This window comes from Actinomadura sp. NPDC047616 (genome assembly GCF_040642915.1).
In the GTDB taxonomy this organism is placed as follows: domain Bacteria; phylum Actinomycetota; class Actinomycetes; order Streptosporangiales; family Streptosporangiaceae; genus Spirillospora; species Spirillospora miaoliensis.
On record NZ_JBEYTB010000006.1, the window covers coordinates 432,374 to 456,149 of the forward strand.

A 23,776-nucleotide genomic window follows, 5' to 3' on the forward strand; every position below is an offset into this window, starting at 1 on the left:
AAGGGTTCGTTCAGCAGGGGGCGCCCCGAGCGCTGAACGTCTCCTTGGCCGACCCATCTCAGTGCTGGATCCGGTCGGTCACGGTTTCCTGCCGAGCCGGTAGTCGGCCCACCGTCGGGCGAGGCGCGCGTGCAGGGCCACCCACTCTGCGGTGTTGGACCGGGCACTGATCCGCCATTTCTCGGCGAACACTTCGGAGAACAGGTCGATGTCCGCGGGCTCCGCGTCGCCCCAGGACGGGAACTGCGCGATCCAGTCGGCGGCCCCGGCGGGTGTGTGGCCGGCCTTGAGCAGCCAGGGGATGAGCAGGCCCAGCTCGACCCACGCGGCGCCACGCGAGACGAACGCCCAGTCGACCAGATGGGCGCGGCCGCCGGAAGTGATGAGGAAGTTGTCTTCGTTGAGGTCGGCGTGCAGCAGCGCGTTCCCGGCCATCGGGGAGACGTCCTCGGCGACCGAGGACCAGCGCCGCTCCACCCGCATCCGGACCACGTCCGGGCAGGGCGTGGCCTGAAGGGCGTGAACGGTCTTGGCCAGGATCTCAAGGTCGGACGACCCGGGGGAGAAGTCGGCGGGGCGTCCGTCGACGTGCTCGAACCCGAGGGCGAGCCACCCCCCGGCCTCGGCCTGCCACAGAAGCCGGGGGGCGAACTCGGTGACATGCGGGTTGACCGCGGCTTCGCGACGCAACGACATGACCTCCGGGCCGTCGCGGTCGGCCGACTTCCGTGCGGCCTTGACGAACATCCGCCCTTTGGCCGTGCGCACCATTGCGGCGATGTCCGCGTGGTTGCCCGCCGGTGCCGGGACGACCCGCGTGATCGGGCCGGTGCCGGCCTCGATCTGGTGCCGGAGCTGCTCGGGCAGGTCGGTCCAGTCGCTGCGCATGAAGCCCTTTCAGGTCAGAAGGAGATGGCGAACGGTCCGTCCGGCAGCAGGTCGCCCCAGCTGCCCAGGGGGTTGGACGTGAAGCCGTCCTGGTCGTTGCACTCGGGCGGGCAGCAGGACGATCCGGCCTCGCCCTCCCAGAATTCGGGGACGACGAAATAGCCGGTCTCGTGGAGCTTGGGGATGGTGCGGGCCAGGGCCGTTCCCGAGCGGATGTCGTCGTCCATCACGGGCCGATGGTGCATGAACGAGCCCGCGAACAGCCAGCTCATCGGAAGGTACACCTCCGTCCGCTGGAGGCTCAGGTGCCACGCCTCGTCGACCGGAGGCGTTGGCACGATCCTGACGTAGGCGGCCGGGTCGCTGCGCGCGTTCCGGCGGATCCGGCCGGCGGCCTTTAGGAAGACCAGGTGCTGTCCGACGACGCGCTCGGTGTAGTCATGGGAGGTGTGGTGCTTCTTACGGAAGTCCTCCACGAGCAGGCCGAACGCCCACGTGGGGATCAGTTCGCGGGGGTCGCGGCCGGTCTGACTGACCGCTTCCATGGTGATGGTCATGCTGGTCTCCGTTTCGTGATTGGTGATGGCGGGTGGAGCTGCTCGTAACCTCCCTCCGGTGCGGTGGCTCGCCAAGGCCACTTCGGGTGACGGGGCGGGACGTCGCGCCATGAAGGCCCGTCCCGCCGTTCGGTGCCGCGCTCGTGGGGTTCGGTGTCCGTTCCCAGAGGGGGCGCGGGTGGTGGGAGTGGCGGCGGCGCGGTGGGAAGGGGCCGCGCCGCCGCCGGCCGGGGCCCCGGCCGGCGCCGTCAGGTCCCGGGGCCCCGGTGTCTAGGTGTCGTTGACCTCCAGCAGCAACCGGCGCAGTTCCTCGGGGGTGTCGGCGTCGAGCGCCGACTCGCCGTTGTTGACCTGCTCGCCGGGCTTGGGGCCGCGCGTGGCCCACCACCGGTGCCGGTCTGTGTGGAGGATCGACCAGCCGGGGAACTCCTCCCGGAGCGCTGCCTTGATCCGCGAGATGTCACCCATCTCAGCCGCGCGCTCCCGGTCTCGTCACCGCGCCCGCCGACCGTTGCCAGGCGCGCATGACCTGGTGGGCGAGCTGCTCGGGCGTCGGCGCATAGAACGTCCGGCCCGCGCGGTCGAAGATGAACCACTCACGGCTGTACTCGCCGTAGCCCGCGATCGCCCCGGGGAAACGCCGCATGAGCTCGCGCTCGATCCTCACGCGGGTCTCTTCCCACGCGCGTGCCTTCTCGGCGGACGAGCCGGACCAGCGTGCGGGGTCCGTGGCGGTCGTGGTCGATGAGATGCACTGCGTCACGCGTCACAGACTCACGGTGATCCCCCCTGAGTACCAGGGACAGGATGTGCGGACGTCACCGTCCGCATCCGGTCACGCTAGGTCACTGCGTCCTACTCAAGGGGACGATGGTCAATGGACTGGAGCGTTAATCGTCGACGCCGAGCGCCTTGGCCAATTCGCGGGTGGCGGGGGTCAGCCGCCTCTCCGTCTCGCGGATGTCTCTCGTCAACGAGCGGGCGATCCGCTGGTGCCGGAACCAGACCGGCGCCACCTCCCGGGCTTCCAGCAGCGTCGCCGCCGCCGCGCTTCGATGCCCGGCATCGAATCTCGCCTGCGCGACGTCCATCAGATGTGCGCCCCAGGAGATGCCCTTCAGGTCGCCCGGATGGTCTTTCGACGGCGGCCGGATCCGCTTGGCGGCCTTCAGAGCCTCACCCGGCTTCTTCAGGACGCTGTAGGCATATGTCGCCTGCATCGCCACGGTGGGCGGGGCGAAGGACGTGTGATAGACGTGCACACGACGCCCCAGCCTCTCGGCACCCGCTCCGGCCAGCCGCAAATACTCGTCGGGCGTGCGCTCCTGGGCGACGGTCGGAGCGACGGCGGTCATCAGCAGATTGCCCCACGCGGCGATTTCCTTCTCGCCGTCCCGGAACGACGGCTCGATTCGAACCGCCATGTCAGCGGCGACTCTCTCCGACTCGGCGTAGCGGCCTTGGTGGAGCAGAACCCACGAGTACTCGGCGTGCATGGTGGCCCACAGCAACTTGTCGTTGCCGGTGTGCGCCACGATGATGGCCCGCTCGGCCGCTACGAGACCGAGGTCCGTTCGTCCGATCTGCGCCATGAGGTTGGACGCCAGCGCGTAGGCGAGTGCCAACGGCTGGACGGCGGGCGCTCCCAGCGCCGAGTGAGTGATGCGGGCCTCGCCGATGAGGCCGGGTAGGGCGGCGAGGACTTCGCCGAAATCGCCCGCCCAGTAGTGGCCCCATGCCCGGGACACCGCTCGTTCCAGTTCGTCCAGCGGTGTCGGCTCGCCGCCGTCGTCGGTGTCCATCCCCGGGAGCAGGGACGGCGACAACAGCACGTCCCGGACCGCCAGGACGCTGCCGCCGTCGCGGTCGGCGCCGAGCCGGTCGCGCCGGTCCACCAGGTGGGAGATCTCGACGTCGAGGGCGTTGGCCAGCTTCGCCAGCGTGGTGATGCGCGCCGATTCGCGGCGTCCCTGTTCGAGCTTGGAGACCAGGTCCACGCTGACACCGGCGGCCTGCGCGAGACCCTCCTGGGTCATGCCGCGCTCGCGCCGGGCGAGCCTGAGACGTTCGCCGATCGTGCCGGACATAGGCGCTGCACCTTTCCTGGACGTCTCGACATTCCTCAGGCTAAGGCGCGGGACCTGAGCGCGTCATGGGTCTTTGTCAGGACAGCGGGTGTCCTCAATCGTTTCGGGCTCGCTTTTCCCTCATTCCGGTCGATTTACGCGGCCCGAATTTGTCGACAGCCGCCTGCGGTCGTCGGTGTCGCTGTGCGCCGCCGATTAGGTGAGCTGCACGAAGTAGCCGCCGGCGCGGGGTTCTCGGCGTGCGCGGCGGCCAGGTGCGCAAAGCTGGACAGTTCAGGTTCTCGGCCATGACGGTTACGGCGGCGCAAGCCTGTGCGAGGGCTTTCAGGGCGACTCCGGGCTGTGGTGGCAGGGCGGAGCTTGATCTGGACGACCATGAGACTCGGTGCGGTCGAAGTGGCGCGCGCCGCACCGCGTCCGGGCGTGCGTTCGTGCGCGTTGACGGGGGTGGGATGACGGTCGAAGGGGTCATTGACAAGATGCGGCGGACGGGGTGAGCCGCCGTGTTCTCCGGGAGGTCGTGATGATCGCAAAAAGTCGTATCGCCCTTGTCGTGCTGGTCATGGTGGGGGCGGCGGCCTGCGGTGGAGGAGACGACAAGACGCCGAGGGCGGAGAGCCGGAAGACCGAGGTGTCCTACAACGGCCCTGTGCTTCCGGGGGTGGAGGGCAAACCGGTGTGGAGTGCGCCGAGCCCAGGGGCCTCGGTGCTGCTCGGTTACGGCAACGCCGTGGCGATGCTCAGCGCTCACCAGGGATATCAGGTGACCGTGCTGGACGCCGCCACAGGGAAGCCCCTTCAACGGCATCAGCTCGACGTGGTCGAGCAGCCCTCCCTGCTCAGTGGCGAACCGGTGCGTCTCCTGCGGGACACCGTTCAGGGACGGCCGGTGGCGGTGGTGCGCTTCATCGAGCGGGTCCCGGCCTCCGGCACCCGGGGGGAACACGAGCAGCTCACCGACCTGGTCCTGGACACCACGGGCAGGCGACTCTGGCGAACTCCTCCCAACGGCGGCGGTGACCGCATCACTCACAGGGACCGGGGGACGTTCGACGGCGGGTACGCCATCTCGCACACCAAGGGGCAGGGCACTCCGGACAGGGAGCCCAGGGGCACGACGCGTTTCCAGCCGATCAGCGGCGGCGGCCCCGTCGACGTTCCTTCGAGTTACGACAACGACGACCTGTACGACGTCGTCGGGGACAAGGCCGTGATGCGCGAGGACAAGGTGCTCGACGACGGAGTCAGAGGCGTCGACCTCGCCCAGGGAGGCAAGGTCGTCTGGCGGGTGCCGAAGGCGGTGCATGTGGCCACCGCCGGAACCAACGTGCTGCTCAGGACGACCGGCGGACGCCTCCGGCAGATCGACGTGGCCACCGGGCGGCGCCGCACCGACGTCCCGCTGTCGGAGGTCAGCGGCGACCAGTACGGGTTCGGGGTCGACCAGGTCCGCGCGTGGGCGTACGACCCGCAGACGCGGGCGCTCATCGGCAGCGGCCGGCGCACCGTCATCATCGACGGTGACACGGGACGGGTTCGCTGGCGGCAGGACGGCCCGAACCCCCGGCCGATGACCCCGGTCGCCTCCGCCGCAGGCGTGACGTTCATGGCGCTCGAACAGCAGCAGGGTTCCGGTCAAGCCCAGCCGGGCCCGGGGGGATTCCTCGCCCTGGACAACCGGACGGGGCGGGTGGTGGCCGACAACATCGCCGTGACGGCCCTCGCGGTCAACGACGGGTTCGCCGTGGTCGAGCACGGCGGCAGCCTCTACGGCTTCCGGCTCAAGCCGACCGGGTGACGGGAAAGGCTCACCGGGGAAGGCAGCGGCGGTGGGTCTCGTCCACGCGGACGGTGTAGCCGCGGCGGTCCAGGTGTTCGAGGAGCGGGACGGCGACGCGGCGCGTCGTGTCGAGGGCCTGGCGGGCCTGGCTGAGCGTGAACGGCTGGGGCAGGCGGGCCAGGATCGCCGCGGCGCGGGCCTCGCAGTCGGGCAGCAGGACGATCTCGTTCGAGATCTTCCGCAGGGCGCCCGCGGCGGCCGCGGCCGTGAGCAGCTTCGGGGTGAGGCCGAGTTCGGCGAGGCGGCCCGCCTCCGGGGCGCGGAACGGGGATTCTGCGAGGTCGCGGCGTACGGCGTCGACGGCGCGCTGGACGTGCGGGGGCAACTGGGGGCGCGTCGTCGCGCCGTAGAGCCTGCCGTCGCGTCGCTGGAGGTCGTCCCCGGCCAACGCTTCGACGAGGGCGCGGTCGGGGAGGCCGAGGGCGCGGCGGGCCGCCTCGGTGGGCAGGCCCGGGTCGGTGGGGTGGCGGGCCGCGTGCTCGTCCACGGCCTTCACCAGGCGGCGCCACAGGTCGGCCCAGTGGCCGGGGTCGGCGAGCCAGTCGCCGGCGACGGGGGCCGAGGGGGGTGTGAGGCCCATGGCCAGCAGGTCCCCGCGGCGGATCAGGCCGCGGCGGCGCAGTTCCGAGGCGCCGTCGGGGACGCCGGGCAGGGCGGCCAGCTCGCGGGCGCGGGCGGCGGCGGCGCCGCGCCGGGTGAAACGGGGCGGGCGCACGTCCAGCACGGTGATCCCGGCCGGGACGCGATGCGACCCCGGGTCGCGCAGCAGCGCGATGTCGCCGACGCGCAGCGTGAGCGGACGCGAAAGCGCCAGCCGGGCGGTGTCGTCGCCGAGCGGACGGACGGTGACCGGGACGGCCGCCGAACCCGCGTGCAGGGTCAGGTGCCGGGGGAGGTCGGGGGCCGCGTCCCCGCGCAGGCGGACGTCGACCAGGTCGGTGGTGAGCCAGCGGCCGGGTGTCAGCAGCACGTCGCCCCGGCGCAGCGTCTCGGGGGCGCCGCGCAGGTTCACCGCGACGCGGGCCACCGCGCCGACCTGCGTGCGCGTCTGTTTCAGCGCCTGCAGGCCGCGCACTTTGACGGGCGTGCCGTCCGCGAGCGCCAGTTCGTCGCCGACGTTGACGATTCCGGCGCGCAGGGTGCCGGTGACGACGGTGCCCCGGCCCTGGATGGTGAAGGCCCGGTCGATCCACAGGCGGACGTCGGCGTCCAGGTCGGGGGAGGGGAGCGCGCGGGTCAGGTCGGCCAGCGCGGTGCGCAGCCCGTCCAGGCCCTCGCCCGTCGCGCCGCTCACGGTGACGGCCGCGACCTTGCCCAGGGACGTGGCGGCGATGCGCGTCAGGGCGTCGTCGCGGACGGCGGCGACGGTGGCGGGGTCGGTGAGGTCGCAGCGGGTGACGGCGAGCAGGCCGTGCCGCACGTCCAGGGCGTCCAGCACCGCCAGGTGTTCCTCCGACTGCTGCTGCCAGCCCTGGTCGGCCGCGACGACGAACATCACGGCGGGAACGGGACCGACCCCCGCGAGCATGTTGGCGACCAGGCGTTCGTGTCCGGGGACGTCGACGAACGCCACGTCGGCGCCGTCGGGCAGGCGCGTCCAGGCGAACCCGAGGTCGAGGGTCAGGCCGCGGCGGCGTTCCTCCTCCCAGCGGTCCGGTTCCATGCCCGTCAGGGCCCGGACGAGCGTGGACTTGCCGTGGTCGACGTGCCCGGCGGTGGCGACGACGTGCATCACGCCACCCCCACGGCCTGGACGGCGGCGGTGAGCGCGGCGTCCTCGTCCTCCGGGACGGCGCGAAGGTCGAGCAGGCAGCGGCCGTTCTCGACGCGTCCCATCACCGCGGGCGAGCCGAGACGCAACGCCACCGCGTAGCGTTCCGGCAGCGAGATCGCGGCGCTCGGCAGGGTGACCCCCGGGGCGCCCCCGCCGCCGACCGTCGCGGAGCTGTCCACGGCGCGGGCGTCCACGCCTTCGGCGTGGAGTTTCTGCGCGATGTGCTCGGCTCGTTCACGCAGCCCCTCAAGCTCCGCGTGCAGGGCCACGAACGTGGGCGTCTCGGGGCCGCGCAGGGTGGCCTCCAGAGCGGCCAACGTCAGCTTGTCGACGCGCAGGGCGCGGGCCAGCGGATGCCGCGCGAGCCGTTCGACCAAGCGGGCTTCGCCCAGGACAAGGCCGCACTGGGGGCCGCCCAGCAGTTTGTCGCCGCTGGCGGTCACGAGCGACGCCCCGGCCTGGAGCCGGCTCGTCGCGTCCGGCTCGTCCGGGAGCAGCGGGTCGGGGGCGAGCAGCCCGGAGCCGATGTCGGCGACGACCGGCACGCCCAGCCCGGCCAGCTCGCCCACGTCGACGGAGCTGGTGAAGCCGGTCATCAGGAAGTTGGACGGGTGGACCTTCAGCACGAACCCGGTGCCGGGCCCGACGGCCGCCGCGTAGTCGGCCGGGGACGTCCGGTTGGTGGTGCCGACCTCGCGCAGCCGGGCACCGGTCGACACCAGCAGGTCGGGGATGCGGAAACCGTCGCCGATCTCCACCATCTCGCCCCGGCTGAGCACGATCTCCTTACCGGCGGCCAGCGCCGTCGCGGCCAGCACCAGGGCGGCGGCGCCGTTGTTGACCACGTGCGCCGCCTCGGCGGCGGGCACCCGCCGCAGCAGCGCCTCCAGCGTCGAGCGGCCGCGCCGGGAGCGGGCGCCGGTGGCCAGGTCGAGTTCCACGTCGGTCGCGCCGCACGCCGCGAGCACCGCCTCCCGGGCGGCCCGGGACAGCGGCGCCCGGCCGAGGTTGGTGTGCAGCAGGACGCCGGTCGCGTTGATCACCGGGCGCAGGCCCCCGGCGGTGCCGGGGAGGGCGGCGACGGCCGCGTCCGCGACCGACTCGGGCGCGATCTCGCCGTGCCGGGCGCGGTCCTGCGCCGCGACGATCACCGACTTCACCAGGTCGCGGCCGAGCCGCCGCGCCGCCGCCGCGAGCCGGGGCTCGGCCAGCAGCGCGTCCGTGCGCGGGATGCGGCGGACGACCTCGTGATCCATCAAGCGACCTCCTGGCCACGCGCTACCCTTCGGCTCCCCGGGCAAACGAGGGGCCCGCGCACCGGGCGGTGCGCGGGCCCCAACGTACTCAGGTCAGCCGGTCACCGGAAGATCACCGGCGACGGGCCTGGGGGCGGGGGCCTTCGCCACCGACCGCGGGTGCGCCACCGACCTCGGGTGCGCGGCCGAGCCCGGCTGTGCCGCTCCGCCCGGGTGCGCGACCGACCCGGGGTGCGCGACCGACCCCGGGTGGACCGCCGACCCGCGGTGGGCCGCCGACCCCGGACGCGAGGGCTCCGAGCCGGTGGCGGGCGGCGCGCCCTGCTGCTGGTCGCGCGGCGTGCCGGGCGCGGCCGCGGGCGGGGCGCACCGCACCGACGCGATGCTGAGCTTCTCGGTCCGGCCCCGGCCGAGCGGCACGGTCGCCTCCAGCGCGGTCACGTTCAGCCGGCCGCGCGCGTCCCGGGTCTGCTTGTTGAGCACCACCCGGGCGGTGCCGAGCCCGGACACCGGGACCGACACCGCGCTGTTGGGCTTCGCCTGGGCCGCGAGGGAGCGGCCGGCCAGCCTGGCGTCCGTCAGGCGCGAGACGCCCCTGCCGTCAACGCACCGGGCGGTGACCGCGCGCGCGGTCAGGCCGAGCTTCTCCGACTTCACGTCGGCGGCCGAGGCGCTTCCCTGCCCCGGCCGGGCGGCCGCGTTCAGCCCCGACGCCCTGATCAGCGAGTTGCCCGGCAGCCGGACGAGACTCTCGCGGACGGGCTGTCCGTCGATGGAGGTCACCGACGGGATCGCCGGGACGGCGACCGGCCCGACGGCGCGGACACCGTACGCCGAGCCGGGCGCCTCGGTGTCCGCCTGGGCGGACGCGGTCGGCGCGGCGAGCACCGCGGCGACCGCCCCGGTGCCGACGGCGAACCTGGTGAAGTGCTGCAATCGCACAGTTTTCTCCTCTGGAAATGGTTGTGTGAAGGAATGTCAGGGTTGCGGGATGGAATGTCAGGCCGTGACGATGACGGGGCTGCCGAGCGGCACCTTCGCCAGCCGGGCCAGCGCGTCCTTGGGGACCCGGACGCAGCCGTGAGTGACCGCCCTGCCGAACACCGAGGCGTCCGGCCAGCCGTGGAACGCGACCGTGCCGGGCCCGCCGCCGAACGTGTCGAGCGTGTCGGAGTGCGCGCCGACCGGCAGGATCAGCGGGCTGAACGTGGGCTTGGCGGGCGCCAGCGAGGCGAGCATGAACGTGCGGCCGGTGGGCGTCGGCGTCCTGGCCGCGCCCACCGCCACCGTCCACGCGCCGACCCTGCGGCCCGTGTCCTCGATCGTGAGCCTCCGGTCGCCGACGTCGACCTTGACGACGTGGGTGCTGCGGGCGGTGTCCAGCGAGCCCGGGGTGTCGGGGATCCAGCCGGTCACGTGGTTGGGACGGCTCGGCAGCAGCACCCGGCGCCAGCCCGGCCTGCTCTCCACGACGGGCACCCAGGTGGGGCCGCCGAGCTGTGTGTCGGGCAGCGTCGCGACGGGCTCGCCGCCCGGTTCGGCCGACACCGGGACGGGCTTTCTGGGGTGCACCACGGTCCCGTCGCTCGTGGCGAACGGGGCGGTGTCCCGGGGCAGGCCGGTGACCGTGGTGGCGGTCGTGGCCTGCGGCAGTTTCGCGGCTGGGGCGGCCGGGCGGCCGCCGGCCGGCCCGGCGCCCGTGCGCTGCCCGCCGCCGCACCCGCCGGCGAGCAGCGCGGCGGCCATGGCGGCCGCCCCGGCGACGAGCCCGCGCGGCACCGTGCGGCGGTCGTGCTCGGATGGTTGCTTCACTGAGGCTCCAAGGGATCGTGCCACCGGAAGGACGTGGGATCCGCACTTCGGCGGACCTACTCTGTCCTTCGTTTACGCGTGTGTCGCGCCGGTGGGCGCACGCTTTCCGAAGCCTTCGAACGGCATTGGGTTTGGCTTGGCCGGTAGGTTCGGCCGTTATGGGCTGGACCGCGCAGATCGCGACCGCCCCGGCGACGTTCGCCGGGACCGCCCTCGGCTGATCCGGACGCCGCTCGCGGTCGATCCGGAGGCCGTCCCACGCTCGCACCGACGAATTCGGCATCGCGGAATTCGGTTTATGAGGTATTGCGCAGTGTGGAAGGCGCACATAGGTTCGCAGCACCCGGTCCGCCCCGCCCCACCAGGCGGAACCGGGACGAGGGGAGGACCCGTGACCTATGTCGCCTGGCTCCGCCCGTCCGCCGTCCGGCGGCGCGGGCCGTCCGCGGGCCGCGGCGCCGATCTCGGACTCAAGGCCGCGGGTGTGGCGGCCGTGCTGGTGCTGGCGGAACTGTGCACGCGCGGCGGGCTGCTGCCCGCCCGCTGGTTCCCCAACGCCAGCGACATCTACGTCGAGTTCCTCAGGCTGGCCGGCGGTCGTCCGCTGTGGACGGAGATCGGCCGGTCGCTGCTCGGCTGGGCCGCCGGGCTCGGCCTCGGCGCGCTGCTGGCGGTGCCCACCGGGATGGCGCTGGGAGCCAGCCCGACCGCCTACCGGCTGGCCCGCGTCGTCATCGAGTTCTGCCGCCCGGTGCCGCCGGTCGCGCTGATCCCGCTGGCCGTGCTGGTGTACGGGACGGGCACGCAGACCAAGGTGTTCCTGGTGGCGTTCGCGGTGTTCTGGCCGCTGCTGTTCCAGACCGTCTACGGCGTGCGGGACGTGGACCCGGTGGCGTCCGACACCGCCCGCTCCTACGGCCTGGGCACACTGGCCCGCTTCCGGACGGTCGTGCTGCCCAGCGCGACCCCCTACATCGCGACCGGGCTGCGCATCGCCTCGTCGATCGCGCTGATCCTCACCGTCACCGAGGAGCTGGTCGTCGGCACGCCGGGCCTCGGCCGGGCCATCATCGTCGCGCAGTCGGCCGACAACGCCACCCGCATGTACGCGCTCATCATCGCGACCGGGCTGCTGGGCTGGGCGCTGAACGCGGCCTTCCAGACGCTGGAGCGGCGCGTGCTGCGCTGGCATCCGGCCCAGCGCAAGGGCGGGGAGGCGGCACGATGATCGCCAGATTGCGGGTGCTCGGACTGCACCTGGTCGTCCCGGTCGGCGCGCTGCTGGCGTTCTGGGCGTGGTCGGAACGCGCGGACAGCTTCTTCTTCCCGCCCGCCTCCGAGATCGCCCGTTTCTTCGCCGACCTGTGGCTGTTCGACCGCGTCCCCGGTGATCTGCTGCCCAGCCTGGGACGGATGTTCACCGGGTACGCGATCGCGGTGGCCGCCGGGGTCGCCGCCGGCACGGCGCTCGGCCTGTCGCGGACGCTGCGCACCGCCGCCGACCCGGTGGTGCAGTTCCTGCGGGCGCTGCCGCCGCCCGCGCTGATCCCGTTCGCGCTGCTGCTGTTCGGCGCGGGCGACGCGTCCAAGGTGTTCATCATCGCGCTCGGCACGGTGTGGCCGATCCTGCTCAACACCATCGACGGCGTGCGCGGCGTCGAGCGCGGGCAGCTCGACGCGGCCCGCTCCTACCAGGTGCCCGTCCGGGCGCGGCTGACCCGGATCATCCTGCCGGCGGCGAGCCCGCGCATCGTGGCGGGCATGCGGACGAGCCTGTCCATCGCGATCATCCTCATGGTCGTGTCGGAGATGGTGGCCAGCGACAACGGCGTCGGCTACTTCGTGCTGGAGTCGCAGCGCTCGTTCGCCATCCCGGAGATGTGGACCGGGATCGTGCTGCTCGGCCTGCTCGGCTTCCTGCTCAACTGGCTGTTCCAGCTCGTGGAGGCGCGGGTGCTGTTCTGGCACCGCGGACTGAAGGGGACCAATGACGATGCTTGAGGTGGACCGGCTCCGCAAGGTGTACGGGCCCGACCCGTCCGCCCGTCCCGCCGTCGCCGACCTGTCGTTCGAGGTCGGGCCGCGCGAGTTCGTCTGCATCCTCGGCTCGTCGGGATGCGGCAAGACGACGATGCTGCGCTGCCTGGCCGGGCTGGAGCAGCCCACGTCGGGCCAGGTGCGGCTGCACGGCACGCCCGTGACCGGCCCGCCGCCGGACATGGCCCTGGTGTTCCAGGACTACAGCCGGTCGCTGTTCCCCTGGATGACGGTGGAGCGCAACGTGTCCTTCCCGCTGCGCTACAAGGGCGTGCCGAAGAAGCAGGCGCGCGAGGCCACCGAGGAGGCGCTGGAGGCGGTCGGCCTGGGCGGCAAGGGCAAGGCCTACCCGTGGCAGCTGTCGGGCGGCATGCAGCAGCGCGTGGCGATCTCCCGGGCGCTGGCGTACCGGCCGCAGGTCCTGCTCATGGACGAGCCGTTCGCCTCCGTCGACGCCCAGACCCGCGCCGAGCTGGAGGACCTGCTGCTGGACGTCTGGCGCCGCTACGAGACCACCGTCCTGTTCGTCACGCACGACATCGACGAGGCCGTCTACCTGGCCGACCGGGTGCTGGTGCTGCGCCCGCCCGCGCACGTCGGCCTGGAGGTGAAGGTCGACCTGCCGCGTCCCCGTGACCAGCTCACCACCAAGGGCCATCCGGACTTCGGGCGGCTGCGCAGCGAGCTGTTCGCGGCCCTGCAGGACACCCCGGTGAAGGCGTCGTGATGCGCCGGACGATCCTGGCCGTCCTGCTGGCCGCGGCCTCGCTCGCCGCCTCGGCCTGCACGAACTACGGCGGCGACCTGTCGGGCGGCGCCGGGCCGGCCGCCGGACGCGGCTCCGCCGACGGCCTGCGGCAGATCAAGGTGATGGACACCGCGGGCATGCCGTCGGCGTTCCTCACCTACGGCGTGCAGCGCGGCTACTTCCGCGCCGAGGGCCTGGACGTGCGGATGCAGACGTCGGCGGGCGGCGCGGCGGCCATTCCCGCGCTGGTCAACGGCGGGCTGGACGTCGCCGGGTCCAACGTGGTGTCCGCGGTGATCGCCATGAACCGGGGCCTGCCGGTCCGGATGGTCGGGTCGGGCACCAGCACGTCCACCGACCCCGAGCGCGACTTCTCCGGTCTCGTCGTCCCGGCCGGCAGCCCGATCCGCAGCGCCGCCGACCTCGTCGGGAAGAAGGTCGCGGTCAACACGCTGCGCAACATCAACGACATCGTCATCGACGCGTCCATGCGCAAGGCGGGTGTGGCGGCGCCGAACGCCCGGTACGTGGAGATGGGCTTCCCCGACATGGCGCCCGCCCTGGAACGCGGCGACGTGGACGCGGCGATGCTGATCGAGCCGTTCCTGACCACGGCCGTGGGCAAGGGCATGCGGGTGGTGGGCCGCCCCTACTCCGACACCCGGCACGGCCTGCAGATCGGCACGTTCCTCATGGCGGCCGCCAAGGCGCGCGAGCAGCCGGAGCTGGTGTCGGCGTTCCAGGCGGGGGTGCGGCGCACCGCCGAATCCATCGCGCGGGACCCGGACGCCTTCCGCGCCGCCCTGCCCAAGATCGCCGGGTTCGCGCCCGCCCTCGCCGCGAAGATCAACCTGCCGGGCTGGAACGGCACCACCGACCGCGCCTCGGTCGAGCTGATCGCGTCCTCCATGCGGCGCCTCGGCCTGACCGACGAGCCCTTCGACTACGACAAGGGCGTGCTCAAGTAGCCCGCGGGCTAGAGGCGGGCGCGCAGCAACTGCTGCACCGACTCGGCGGCGCGTTGGAGATGGGGGACGAACTCGCGGCGCACGTCCGCCTGGACCGTGCGCGCCGCCGGGAGCACGACCGCCAGGGCGGCGAGGGGGGCGTCGGTCAGGTCGCGCACCGCGACGGCCACGGCGCAGATGCCCTCTTCGCCCTCCTCCTCGTTGAGCGCGTAGCCGTGCGCGCGGATCAGGCGCAGCTCGGTCTCCAGCCGGTCCCAGGTGGTGATCGAGCTGGCCGTGCGGCCGGACAGCACGCGGTCGCGGTAGCGGCGCTCCAGCTCGAACGCCGGCAGCGCCGCCAGGATCGCCTTGCCCGCCGCCGTGCAGTGCGCGGGCATCACCACCCCCGTGCGGTCGCCGACGCGCACCGTGCGGGGGCTCTCCACGCAGTCGACGAAGCGGACGTTGCGTCCCTCCAGCAGCGTGAGGCTGACGGTCTCCTGCGTCTGCTCGGTCAGCTCCTCCAGGACGGGACGCGCCACGGTCCGGATGTCGATGCGCCCGATCGCGGCCAGCCCGATCTCGTTGAGGACGGGACCGGGCCGGTACACCCCGTTCGGCTTGTCCTGGAGCACGAAGCCGCGCCGCCGCAGCGCGCTGAGCAGGCGGTGCGCGGTGGAGCGGGCGACGCCCAGCAGGTCCGCCGCCTCCGACACGCGCAGCGTCTGCTGCTCCCCGATGAGTTCCAGCAGGCGCAGGGCGTTGTCCACGGAACGGGACCCGCCGTCTGAGTTCGGCATAGCGGAACTTTAACAGCAAATCTTTCGCTATGGCGGAATGTCATGGCAGCGTTGCGTTCATGACCCGCACCCCCATCTCGCAGGACCCCTCGGACCGGCCGGTGATCGTCGTGGGCGCCGGGCCGGTCGGCACCACGGCGGCGGCGCGGCTGGCCGCCGACGGCGTCCCCGTCGTCCTGGTGGAGGCCGAGCCCGAGCCCCGGGCGGACTGGCGCGCCTCGACGTTCCACGCCGCGACGCTGGAGCTGCTGGAGGGCATCGGCGTCACCGCCCGGATGCACGAGGAGGGCCTGGTCGTGCCCGTCTACCACTTCCGGGACCGCCGGGACGGCCTGGTCGCCGAGTTCGACTTCCGCCTGCTGGCCGACGAGACGCGCTACCCGTACCGGCTCCAGCTCAACCAGCAGCACCTCGTCCGCATGGTGTACGAGCGGCTGCGCGGCGCCGACGGCGTGGAGCTGCTGTTCGGCTCCACGGTGACCGGCGTGGCCAACGACGGCGACGGCGTGACCGCGACCGTCGAGACCCCGGACGGCACCCGCGTCCTGCGCGGCTCGCACCTGATCGGCGCGGACGGACCGCGCTCCACCGTGCGCCGCTCCCTCGGCATCGACTTCGAGGGCTACACCTACCCCGAGCGGTTCCTCATCGTCAGCACCACCACCGACCTGAGCGAGCTCATCCCCGGGCTGGCGCACGTCAACTACGTCGCCGACCCGCACCAGTGGCTGTTCGTGCTGCGCACGCCCGAGTCGTGGCGCGTCGTCTACCCGGTGTCGCCGGACGAGCCCGTCGAGGAGGCCACCGCGCCCGACCGGCTGCAGCGGCACCTGCAGGGCGTGGCGCCCAACCCGGCCGGCTACCCGATCGTCGACCACCAGGCGTACAACGTGCACCAGCGCGTGGCGTCCACCTTCCGCGTCGGCAACATCCTCATCGCCGGGGACGCCGCCCACATCAACTCCCCGATCGGCGGCGTCGGCCTCAACAGCGGCATCCACGACGTGATGGACGCGGCCGCGCGCATCGTGCGCATCCGGGCGGGCGACGGCGACCCCGAGGCGGAGCTGGCCGCCTACGACACGGTGCGCCGCCGCGTCGCCGTCGAGTACGTGCAGGCCGACACCCAGCGCAACACCGAACGGCTCAAGGAGATCGAGGAGTCGCGCAGGCGCGCCGCCCAGGACGAGATGCGCGCCACCGCCGCCGACCCCGAGCGTGCCCGCGCCTACATGCGGCGGGTGTCGCTGCTGGAGAGCGTCCGGCGCTTCGGCATCGGCACGCCCCCCGCGCACCTGGAGGGAGCGGCCGTATGACCGAACCGGACATGAGCGATCTGGACATGAGCGATCTGGAGAAGCTGTACGCGCGGGTGGACGCGGCGGGGCTGCGGCCCCTGTGGACGATCACCGAGCAGTTGCTCACCCCGGCGCCGCGTCCCAAGGCGGTGCCGTGGCTGTGGCCCGCGGCGACGATGCGCCCGCTGGCGGAGGAGGCGATCCGGCTGGTGCCGGTGGAGCGGGGCGGCGAACGGCGCGTGCTGTCGCTGGCCAACCCGGGCCTGGGCGGCAGGCCGTACGCGGCCGGGACGCTGTGGGGCGCGCTGCAGGCCCTCGGCCCGCACGAGTCGGCCCCGGCGCACCGGCACTCGCCAGGGGCGATCCGGTTCGTCCTCGAAGGCGAGGGCGTGTGGACGACCGTGGACGGCGACGCCTGCGACATGGCCCCCGGCGACCTGGTGCTCACCCCCGCGTGGGCCTGGCACGACCACACCAACGGCGGCGACGCCCCCATGTTCTGGTTCGACGGACTCGACCTGCCGATGATCGAGGCGCTGGACGGGGTGTTCTTCGAGCCGTACCCCGAGCAGCGGCAGCCCGTGGACGGCCCGCACAACGCGTCCGAAGGCACCCACCGCCCCGCCTACGCGCGGGGAGGCGCCGTCACGACACTCGATCCCGCGCCGTCGCCGCTGCTGGTCTACCGGTGGGCCGACACCGACGCCGAGCTGTCCCGGCTCGCCGGGACCTGCGACGACGCCGTGGTCGAGCTGGAGTACACCAACCCCGAGTCGGGCGCGAGCGTGCTGCCCACGCTGAGCTGCGGCATGCTGCGCGTGCTGCCCAGCCGGCGCCCCGCGCGGCCGGTGCGGCGCGGCGGCAACACGGTCTTCGTGGTGTTCCGCGGCGAGGGCCACACCGTCATGGACGGGCGGCGCTTCGACTGGCGGGCCGGTGACATGTTCGTGGCGCCGTCGTGGGTCGCCGTCGAGCACCACGCCGCCGTCCCGTCCGACCTGTTCGCCCTGGGCGACGCGCCCGTACACCGCGCCCTCGGCATCTACCGGGAGGAGACCCTGCCCGGTCCGCAGACCGTCACCGGCACGTTCACCGGCACGTTCACCCCGGAGGAGACGCCATGAAGCTGGCGCTGTTCGACGACGCGCGGCTCGGCGCGAACCGGCTCGGCGTCCTGGTCGAGGACGGCCTCGTGGACGTCACCGCGTCCCTGCCCTGGCCGCACGACCCCGACCCGCTGACCGCCGGATGGTGGCGGCGGCTGTGCCGCGACTTCGCCGACGTGCGCGAGGAGCTGGAGCGGGCGGCGGACAAGGGGCCCGCGCTGGACCCGGCGGAGGTCCGGCTGCGCGCGCCCGTCCTCAACCCGTCCAAGATCGTCGCCTGTGCCAGCAACTACGCCGACCACGTCGCCGAGATGCACGGGGTGCAGGAGCGCACCCTCGGCAAGGTCGAGCACTGGATGATGAACTTCGACGTGTTCCTCAAGGCGCCGTCGTCCATCAGCGGCCCCCAGGACGACATCGTGCTGCCGGACGCGGTGGTGAACGCCGGACAGGAGATCCACCACGAGTCCGAGCTGGTCATCGTCATCGGCACGGGAGGCCGCGACATCCCCGAGGCCGACGCGCTCGCCCACGTCCTCGGCTACACGATCGGCCTGGACATCACCGTGCGCAGCGCCGCCGACCGCTCCCGCCGCAAGTCCTACGACACCTTCAGCCCGCTCGGGCCGTGCGTGGTCACCGCCGACGAGGTGGGCGACCCGTCCGACCTGCGCATCCGGCTGACCGTCAACGGGGAGGAACGGCAGCACGTGCACACCGCCACCCTGATCACCAAGGTGCCGGCGATCGTGGCGTACGCGTCGTCGATGATGACGCTGCTGCCCGGCGACGTCATCTTCACCGGCGCGCCGCCCGGCGTCGGCCCGATCGAACGCGGCGACCGCCTGGACACCCACATCACCCGCATCGGCGCCATGCGCCTGAACGTGCGCTGAGACGGCGGCGGCCGGGCGGGGAGCACCCCCGCCCGGCCGCCGCCGTGAGGGTCGGGTCAGTCGGTCGCCGGGAGCGCCACCCTGTCGTAGCGGGTCGGCTCCGACGGGCCGTGGTAGATCGAGTTGACCACCAGCGGCCAGGTCGCCCGCGGCCAGCTCCGGAAGGTGATCTCGCTGGCCGCGACCGTGGCGTGCCCCTTGCCCACGTCGAACGTCGCCACGTTCGCCAGGCCGCCCAGCGCCTCGCTGCCCTTGGCGTAGCCGCTGGCCAGCAGGTCACCGTCCTCGGGATACGCAGACGCGACCTGCGCCTCGCCCCGCACCCGGTACGCGGCGTCGCGGTTGAACCACACCGGCCACGACTTCGGCATGCCCCACGCCGCCGGAACGTCCGGCTTGTACGACGCGCGCAGCAGCGCGCCCGGCACGGAGAACGTCGCCTGGTCGGACGGTGCGGCGTTGTCGATCGGCAGATCGAGCAGCTGGCGGGCGGTCTCGGACGCGCCGCCGATCGCGACCAGGTTGCCGCCGCCGGAGACGAACCCGGCCAGGGCCTTCCAGCCGTCCTCGCCGACGCCGCGCGCCCACGCGAACTGCGGCGGGTTCTTGGCCGGGTCCAGGCCCTTGACGATGGTGTCCTTCGACACGCCGTCGGCCAGCACGATCGTGTCGTAGCGTCCCCTGAGGTCGGCGTAGTCGTCGGCGCCGACGACCCGGTAGTTCACGCCGTACTGGTCGAGCAGCCACATCATCCAGCCGCCGGGCATGTTGTTGGCCCCGCGCACCAGGCCCACCCGTGTGCCGGGCTTGAGGCGGAACCCGTCCACCTTCGGCACCGCGTCCGTGGCGTACACCGGGATGCCCGTCGAGGCCGCGACCTCCTGCAGCACGCGGCGCGCCGCGTCCGACGGCGGCACGACCACCGTGCCGGGCGCGAACTCACGGCCCGCCGCGTCGAACTCCTCGCCCGCGCGGAACACCGGGACGTTGGCCTTCTGCAGCCGCGCCAGCACGTGCGCCACGCCGTAGGAGTCGGGCGCCACCAGGTACGCGCCGCGCGGCGGGGCGGGCATGCGCACCTGCTGCGGGACGACCTGCCGCACCCGCTGCAACGGCGCGGTGAACGCCTCCTTGACCGGCTCGACGTCCACGCCGAGCAGCAGCGCCACGTTGTCGGTGGTCTCGCTGTACGGCATGATCAGCGGGCAGTCCGCGCACTTGCGGGCCGCCTTCTCCGGATACTCGTCGATCTTGAGGAGCTGGTCGACCCAGCGGCCCAGCGGCTGGCGCGTGCGCAGCACGTAGGAGCCCGCCGGGTAGCGCTTGCCGTTCGCCGTGAACGCGGCGGTGGCCTGGTCGATCTCCACCTTGCCGAACTCGAACAGCCGCAGCATCTCCAGCACCGCGTACGGGTCGCGCTGGCCGGCCGGGACGACGTAGGCGTACGGCGTGCCCGGCACCACGTCCGTGAGGTTCGTGCCGTTGCGGGCCACCTGGTACAGGTTGTTGAACAGCCACGACTCCGGGTTGTCGGCGACGTACTTGATGCCCGCGTACGCGGCCGTCTTGGCGTACGCCACGATCTGCTCCAGCGTCCACGTCGCCTTGTCGTACGGCTGAGGCATGCGGATCGTGGTGTTCTGCGGGCCGAGCGGCTTGCCGTCGGTGCTGGTGTACGGGTACGCCAGGTCGCGGGCGCTGGCGATCTCCGTGAGGAACAGCGACGTGCCCAGGAACGTGGAGTAGCCCATCACGTCGGCGTTCCAGAAGATGCCGTAGGCGTCGTCGGTGCCCACGCCCTTCCTGCCCTCGGCGGTCAGCGCGCGCACCGCCTGCGACCCCTGCGTGATCGCCGACTGCAGCGTGATCGGGTCGACGCCGGTGCCGAGCGGCTCGTCGTAGGGCGGCGCCCACAGCCGGGGCCCGCCCGTGCCCGCCTGGTGCATGTAGTGCCCGGCGACCGGCCGGTACGTCTGCTCCAGCCGGGCGCGCGTCCGCGTCTCGCGCTGGGTGAACATGAACCAGTCGCGGTTGTTGTCGTGCCCGACGTACCGGTGGTACAGGTCCGGGTACACGCGGTTGTAGGCCGTGCCCGCCGTCTTGTTGAAGTGGTCGACGACCAGGTGCTGGCCGTCCGGGTTGCCGGACGGGATGACCAGCAGCACCGCGTTGTCCAGCACCCTGGAGGTGTAGTCGGAGGTCTCGGTGGCGAACCGGTGCACGATGTCCATCAGCGCCTGGGTGTTGCCGACCTCGGTGGAGTGCAGCGTCCCCTCGATCAGGTACACCGGCTTGCTGCGCGCCGCCAGCCTGCGCGCCTCCTCCTCGCCGATGCCGCGCGGGTCGGCCAGCCGCTGGTTGTCCCGGACGATCTGGTTCAGGTTGCGCAGGTTCTTGGGCGAGCTGACGAACAGGACGGGGTACTCGTTGCCCATCGTCGTGGTGTCGGCGACCTGGAAGTTCACCCGGTCGGAGCGGTCGGCGACCAGCCGCAGGTAACGCTTGATCGAGTCGAACCCGGCGAGCCTGCCGGTGGTTCCCATGGCGAAGCCGAAGTAGTCCTTCGGCGTTGGAATGCTCTTGTTGACGCGCACGGCCGCGCCGACCGTCCCGGACGCGTCGGCGTGCAAGGGCACGGCGACGAGAGCGAGGACGGTCGACACGGCGGCCAGCGCGCGGGCGGTCCGCCGCGTCGGCATCCGAACTCCTGGGGGTGCGGGGGAGGGGGGTTTCGGCCCGACCGGTCGGCTGGTGTAAGCGTGACCGCGCTCCGACGATCAGTCAATCCTTGATCGTCGGGCCATGAGCTGCTAAGCGATCAACGCGAAAACGACTCTGCGTGACGCACTGGATCCGTAGAGTGGTCATCTGTGCAGGTCAGGCTGTGTGCACACGAAGCGATCGTCGAGGAGAGCCATGTCCGTACGCGTGACCCCCAGAGTCGGCCGACGCCTCGTCCAGGGCGTCGTGGCGCTGGCCGCCGTGCTCGTCGTGCTGGCGCCGATGGCCCCCGGGCCGGTCGTCGCCCTCGCCGCCGTGGGCGGTGACTGCCCGGGCGCCAGGATCGCCGCGTCCTCGGACCACCACTGCGTGCCCGGTGACGAGGAGGAGGCCGACGAGAACGAGATCGGCGACGGCGAGGGCCAAGGCAAGGGCAAGGGCCAGAAGGGCGGCAAGGGGAAGGGGAAAGGGAACGGCAAGGGCAAGGGGAACGGCAAGGGCAAGGGCTACGGGGCCTGAGCCGTCCGCCGAACCGGGCCGCCGCGCCGCCCACCAGGGGCGGCGCGGCGCACGGTCACTTGTCCGTGGACTTCTGCGTGGGCTTGGTCCTGCCGGAGGGCTTGCCGGGGGCCTCGCCCGCGGTGTCGGCCTTCTCCTTGGCGGCGGCCAGGGCGGCGTCGCGGCGGGCGCCGGGGTCCCAGCCGGTCAGCACGACCCGCTTCTGCACCCAGATCGCCAGCGCCAGCAGCGCGGCCACGACGACCAGCAGCACCAGCAGGCCGCCGACCGGCCCGGCCTTGACCGCGTACCCGGTGACGATCCCGAACCAGCCGAAGTCCGCGTCGCCGAACGTGGTGTTGGCCTTGCCGAACGAGCCCAGCACGTCCAGCAGCAGCGCGGGCAGGAACGTGATGATCACGCCGTTGACGAACGCACCCGCGATCGCGCCGCGCCGTCCGCCGGTGGCGTTGCCGAACACCCCGGCCGCGCCGCCGGTGAAGAAGTGCGGCACCAGGCCGGGCAGGATCAGCGCCATCCCGAACGCCGGGTCGAAGATCCAGGCCAGCAGGCCCAGGCTGACCAGGCCGCCCACGAAGCTGGAGATGAAACCGATCAGCACCGCGTTCTGCGCGAACGGGAACACGATCGGCGCGTCCAGCGCGGGCACCGCGCCCGGCACGACCCGCTCGGCGATGCCCTGGAAGGCGGGCACCAGCTCGCCCAGGATGGTCCGCACGCCGAACAGGATGACCGCGACGGCGATGCCGAACTGCAGGCCCTGCATGACCGCCTGCATGAGGTAGTCGCCGACGCCGGTGGAGCGGTCGCCGAACGCGGCGAACGCCTCGTCCTGACCGGCGCGGCCCAGGAATAGCAGCGCCACCACCACGTAGATCAGCACCATGGACAGCGCGGTGGCGACCATGGAGTCGCGCAGGAACCGCAGCCCCTCGGGGATCTTCATCTCCTCGGTGCTGCGGCTGCGCCGGCCGACCAGCTGCCCGGTGGCGCCCGCGGCGATGTAGCCGAGGGTGCCGAAGTGACCGATGGCGATCTTGCCGTCGCCGCCCACCCGGCGGGTCCACGGCTGGGCCAGCGCGGGCATGGCCACCAGCATGACGCCCATCAGGACCGTTCCAACAGCGACCACCTCAAGGGTCGGCATGTCGGTCGTGGCCAGCACCATGGTCAGCAGCGTGGCCATGAACAGCATGTGGTGGCCGGTCAGGAACACGTACCGCAGCGGGGTGATCCGGGCCAGCACCAGCGCCAGCACGAAGCCCAGGATCATGATCCACGCCACCTGGGCGCCGAACCGGTCCTGGGCGATGCCCACGATCGCCTCGTTGGTCGGCACCACGCCGTGCGCGCCGGTGGTGCCCTCGATCATCTTGCCGAGCGGCTCCAGCGCGTTGGTGACCAGCGTGGCGCCCGCGCCGATCAGCAGGAAGCCGAGCGCGGCCTTCAGGCCGCCGCCGACCACCTGCCCGGCCGAGCGGCGCAGCGCCAGCAGCCCGACCGCGGTGATGATCCCGACCAGGTAGGCGGGAACGGCGAGAATCTCGTTGACGATGAACTGCGCGACATCGACGACCCAGTCCATGGAGACCTCCCGCCGGTCAGCCGCGCGCCTCGATGGCGGCCGACAGCTTGCTGGTGATCTCGTCCACGTCCACGAAGTTGTCGACCACGACGACCTCGGCGGAGACCTCGCCGAGTTCGGCGGCCAGCTCACCGGAGGTCAGCACCACGTCGGCGGTGACCGCGGCGCCGCGCGCGGTGCCGATGTCGGCCACCTCCACGTCGCCGTCCACGCCGAGGTTCCGCAACGCCTTCTCGGCGTTGGTCTTGAGGATGATGCTCGTTCCGATGCCCATGCCGCAGACCGCGAGCAGCTTCACTCCTGGCCTCCTTCGTACTCGGAGATGAGCCGCCGGACCTCGGCGGCGGAGGTGGCGTCCTGCAGGGCCCGCATGCGGCCGGTGTCGGCGAGCATGCGGGCGAGCTTGGCCAGGGCGCCCGAGTGCGCGTCGTGGTCGACCGCGGCCAGGCCGATGACCAGCCGGACCGGGTCGTTGGCCTCATGGCCGAACGGCACGGGCGTGGCCAGCGCCGCCCAGGACAGGCCCGTGCGCAGCACCGACGGCGAGGGGCGCGAGTGCGCCAGCGCCAGCCCCGGGGCCAGCACGATGTAGGGGCCGAGGCGTTCGACGGTCTCGATCATCTCGGCGGTGTAGGCGTCGGTGGTCGCGCCGGAGGCCACGAGGAGATCGCCGGACGCGGTGATCGCCTCCCGCCAGTCCGCGGCCCGTACCCCCACGGCGACGGCCGTCTCGGGCAGCGCGTCCAGCAGCGCGATCTGTTGCGAGTTCGCGGTCATTCGCGGTGTCCTCCTTCGGCGGCATTCAACAGGTCAAAATCCACTTATGTCCAGCACTATTCCTAAGGCGGAGCGTACGCGGTCAAAAGCGGCGCCTCCCGGCCGGTGCGGTCCGGGGCCGCGGCGCG

Annotated in this window: 23 protein-coding genes; 9 read left to right on the forward strand and 14 right to left on the reverse strand. The window is 72.6% G+C overall.

Annotated elements, in window-relative coordinates; all coding sequences use genetic code 11:
* Positions 1 to 78: 78 nt before the first annotated feature.
* The 5 genes from ABZ801_RS17795 to ABZ801_RS17815 form a co-directional block, all read right to left on the reverse strand.
* Positions 79 to 888 (reverse strand): hypothetical protein, encoded by an 810-nt coding sequence (locus ABZ801_RS17795; RefSeq protein ID WP_360698832.1) that lies wholly within the window; start codon positions 886 to 888, stop codon positions 79 to 81.
* 14 nt (positions 889 to 902) lie between these two features.
* Positions 903 to 1,445, reverse strand: a complete 543-nt coding sequence (locus tag ABZ801_RS17800; protein WP_360698834.1) for a hypothetical protein — start codon at positions 1,443 to 1,445, stop codon at positions 903 to 905.
* A gap of 270 nt (positions 1,446 to 1,715) precedes the next feature.
* Positions 1,716 to 1,913 carry a hypothetical protein gene (locus tag ABZ801_RS17805; RefSeq protein WP_360698836.1) on the reverse strand — a complete coding sequence of 66 codons (198 nt, stop codon included), beginning with the start codon at positions 1,911 to 1,913 and terminating at the stop codon, positions 1,716 to 1,718.
* A gap of 1 nt (position 1,914) precedes the next feature.
* Entirely contained in the window at positions 1,915 to 2,112 is a 198-nt protein-coding gene (locus ABZ801_RS17810; protein ID WP_360698838.1) for a hypothetical protein, read from the reverse strand.
* A 223-nt stretch (positions 2,113 to 2,335) separates the two neighbouring features.
* Positions 2,336 to 3,532, reverse strand: coding sequence for a helix-turn-helix domain-containing protein (locus ABZ801_RS17815; RefSeq protein WP_360698840.1), 1,197 nt, complete (start codon positions 3,530 to 3,532; stop codon positions 2,336 to 2,338).
* 523 nt (positions 3,533 to 4,055) lie between these two features.
* Between ABZ801_RS17815 and ABZ801_RS17820 the strand changes: the two genes are divergently transcribed.
* Complete coding sequence (locus ABZ801_RS17820) at positions 4,056 to 5,330, forward strand: PQQ-binding-like beta-propeller repeat protein (RefSeq protein ID WP_360698842.1); 1,275 nt, start codon at positions 4,056 to 4,058, stop codon at positions 5,328 to 5,330.
* A gap of 10 nt (positions 5,331 to 5,340) precedes the next feature.
* Here the strand turns inward: ABZ801_RS17820 and selB are convergent, their stop codons facing one another.
* From selB to ABZ801_RS17840, 4 genes are all read right to left on the reverse strand, one after another.
* The gene (gene selB, locus ABZ801_RS17825) at positions 5,341 to 7,104 is read right to left on the reverse strand and encodes a selenocysteine-specific translation elongation factor (protein WP_360698844.1); all 1,764 of its coding nucleotides are present in this window, start codon (positions 7,102 to 7,104) and stop codon (positions 5,341 to 5,343) included.
* Positions 7,104 to 8,402 carry an L-seryl-tRNA(Sec) selenium transferase gene (selA, locus tag ABZ801_RS17830; RefSeq protein ID WP_360698846.1) on the reverse strand — a complete coding sequence of 433 codons (1,299 nt, stop codon included), beginning with the start codon at positions 8,400 to 8,402 and terminating at the stop codon, positions 7,104 to 7,106. Before selA ends, selB begins: the two co-directional genes overlap by 1 nt.
* A gap of 93 nt (positions 8,403 to 8,495) precedes the next feature.
* Positions 8,496 to 9,344: a choice-of-anchor P family protein gene (locus tag ABZ801_RS17835; RefSeq protein ID WP_360698848.1), complete on the reverse strand. Its 849-nt coding sequence runs from the start codon at positions 9,342 to 9,344 to the stop codon at positions 8,496 to 8,498.
* A 57-nt stretch (positions 9,345 to 9,401) separates the two neighbouring features.
* Positions 9,402 to 10,214, reverse strand: a complete 813-nt coding sequence (locus tag ABZ801_RS17840) for a L,D-transpeptidase (protein ID WP_360698850.1) — start codon at positions 10,212 to 10,214, stop codon at positions 9,402 to 9,404.
* A gap of 391 nt (positions 10,215 to 10,605) precedes the next feature.
* Here ABZ801_RS17840 and ABZ801_RS17845 point away from each other — a divergent pair, with 391 nt between their 5' ends.
* Genes ABZ801_RS17845 through ABZ801_RS17860 form a run of 4 tightly spaced genes read left to right on the forward strand, consistent with a single transcriptional unit; the run spans position 10,606 to position 13,967 of the window.
* Positions 10,606 to 11,442, forward strand: a complete 837-nt coding sequence (locus ABZ801_RS17845) for an ABC transporter permease (protein ID WP_360698852.1) — start codon at positions 10,606 to 10,608, stop codon at positions 11,440 to 11,442.
* On the forward strand, positions 11,439 to 12,215 hold the full coding sequence (locus tag ABZ801_RS17850; protein WP_360698854.1) for an ABC transporter permease: 777 nt from the start codon (positions 11,439 to 11,441) through the stop codon (positions 12,213 to 12,215). The genes ABZ801_RS17845 and ABZ801_RS17850 overlap by 4 nt, the downstream gene beginning before the upstream one ends.
* Positions 12,202 to 12,978, forward strand: a complete 777-nt coding sequence (locus tag ABZ801_RS17855) for an ABC transporter ATP-binding protein (RefSeq protein ID WP_360698857.1) — start codon at positions 12,202 to 12,204, stop codon at positions 12,976 to 12,978. The genes ABZ801_RS17850 and ABZ801_RS17855 overlap by 14 nt, the downstream gene beginning before the upstream one ends.
* Positions 12,978 to 13,967 (forward strand): ABC transporter substrate-binding protein, encoded by a 990-nt coding sequence (locus ABZ801_RS17860; protein ID WP_360698859.1) that lies wholly within the window; start codon positions 12,978 to 12,980, stop codon positions 13,965 to 13,967. The genes ABZ801_RS17855 and ABZ801_RS17860 overlap by 1 nt, the downstream gene beginning before the upstream one ends.
* Positions 13,968 to 13,975: 8 nt before the next feature.
* Here ABZ801_RS17860 and ABZ801_RS17865 read toward each other — a convergent pair whose 3' ends face one another.
* Positions 13,976 to 14,746: an IclR family transcriptional regulator gene (locus ABZ801_RS17865; protein ID WP_344953074.1), complete on the reverse strand. Its 771-nt coding sequence runs from the start codon at positions 14,744 to 14,746 to the stop codon at positions 13,976 to 13,978.
* Between the two features lie 59 nt (positions 14,747 to 14,805).
* Here ABZ801_RS17865 and ABZ801_RS17870 point away from each other — a divergent pair, with 59 nt between their 5' ends.
* Genes ABZ801_RS17870 through ABZ801_RS17880 form a run of 3 tightly spaced genes read left to right on the forward strand, consistent with a single transcriptional unit; the run spans position 14,806 to position 18,046 of the window.
* Positions 14,806 to 16,062, forward strand: coding sequence for an FAD-dependent monooxygenase (locus ABZ801_RS17870; RefSeq protein WP_360698861.1), 1,257 nt, complete (start codon positions 14,806 to 14,808; stop codon positions 16,060 to 16,062).
* A complete protein-coding gene (locus ABZ801_RS17875; RefSeq protein WP_360698863.1) occupies positions 16,059 to 17,168 on the forward strand; it encodes a cupin domain-containing protein in 1,110 nt (369 codons plus the stop codon). The genes ABZ801_RS17870 and ABZ801_RS17875 overlap by 4 nt, the downstream gene beginning before the upstream one ends.
* Complete coding sequence (locus ABZ801_RS17880) at positions 17,165 to 18,046, forward strand: fumarylacetoacetate hydrolase family protein (RefSeq protein WP_360698865.1); 882 nt, start codon at positions 17,165 to 17,167, stop codon at positions 18,044 to 18,046. The genes ABZ801_RS17875 and ABZ801_RS17880 overlap by 4 nt, the downstream gene beginning before the upstream one ends.
* Before the next feature lie 56 nt (positions 18,047 to 18,102).
* Here ABZ801_RS17880 and ABZ801_RS17885 read toward each other — a convergent pair whose 3' ends face one another.
* Positions 18,103 to 20,745, reverse strand: coding sequence for a M14 family zinc carboxypeptidase (locus tag ABZ801_RS17885; RefSeq protein ID WP_360698867.1), 2,643 nt, complete (start codon positions 20,743 to 20,745; stop codon positions 18,103 to 18,105).
* Between the two features lie 217 nt (positions 20,746 to 20,962).
* Here ABZ801_RS17885 and ABZ801_RS17890 point away from each other — a divergent pair, with 217 nt between their 5' ends.
* Entirely contained in the window at positions 20,963 to 21,286 is a 324-nt protein-coding gene (locus tag ABZ801_RS17890) for a hypothetical protein (protein ID WP_360698869.1), read from the forward strand.
* A 55-nt stretch (positions 21,287 to 21,341) separates the two neighbouring features.
* On the opposite strand, the gene ABZ801_RS17895 is transcribed toward ABZ801_RS17890, so the two are convergent.
* Genes ABZ801_RS17895 through ABZ801_RS17905 form a run of 3 tightly spaced genes read right to left on the reverse strand, consistent with a single transcriptional unit; the run spans position 21,342 to position 23,648 of the window.
* The gene (locus ABZ801_RS17895; RefSeq protein WP_360698871.1) at positions 21,342 to 22,871 is read right to left on the reverse strand and encodes a PTS ascorbate transporter subunit IIC; all 1,530 of its coding nucleotides are present in this window, start codon (positions 22,869 to 22,871) and stop codon (positions 21,342 to 21,344) included.
* A 16-nt stretch (positions 22,872 to 22,887) separates the two neighbouring features.
* Positions 22,888 to 23,169: a PTS sugar transporter subunit IIB gene (locus ABZ801_RS17900; RefSeq protein WP_344953088.1), complete on the reverse strand. Its 282-nt coding sequence runs from the start codon at positions 23,167 to 23,169 to the stop codon at positions 22,888 to 22,890.
* On the reverse strand, positions 23,166 to 23,648 hold the full coding sequence (locus ABZ801_RS17905) for a PTS sugar transporter subunit IIA (protein WP_344953090.1): 483 nt from the start codon (positions 23,646 to 23,648) through the stop codon (positions 23,166 to 23,168). The genes ABZ801_RS17900 and ABZ801_RS17905 overlap by 4 nt, the downstream gene beginning before the upstream one ends.
* Positions 23,649 to 23,776: the final 128 nt, after the last annotated feature.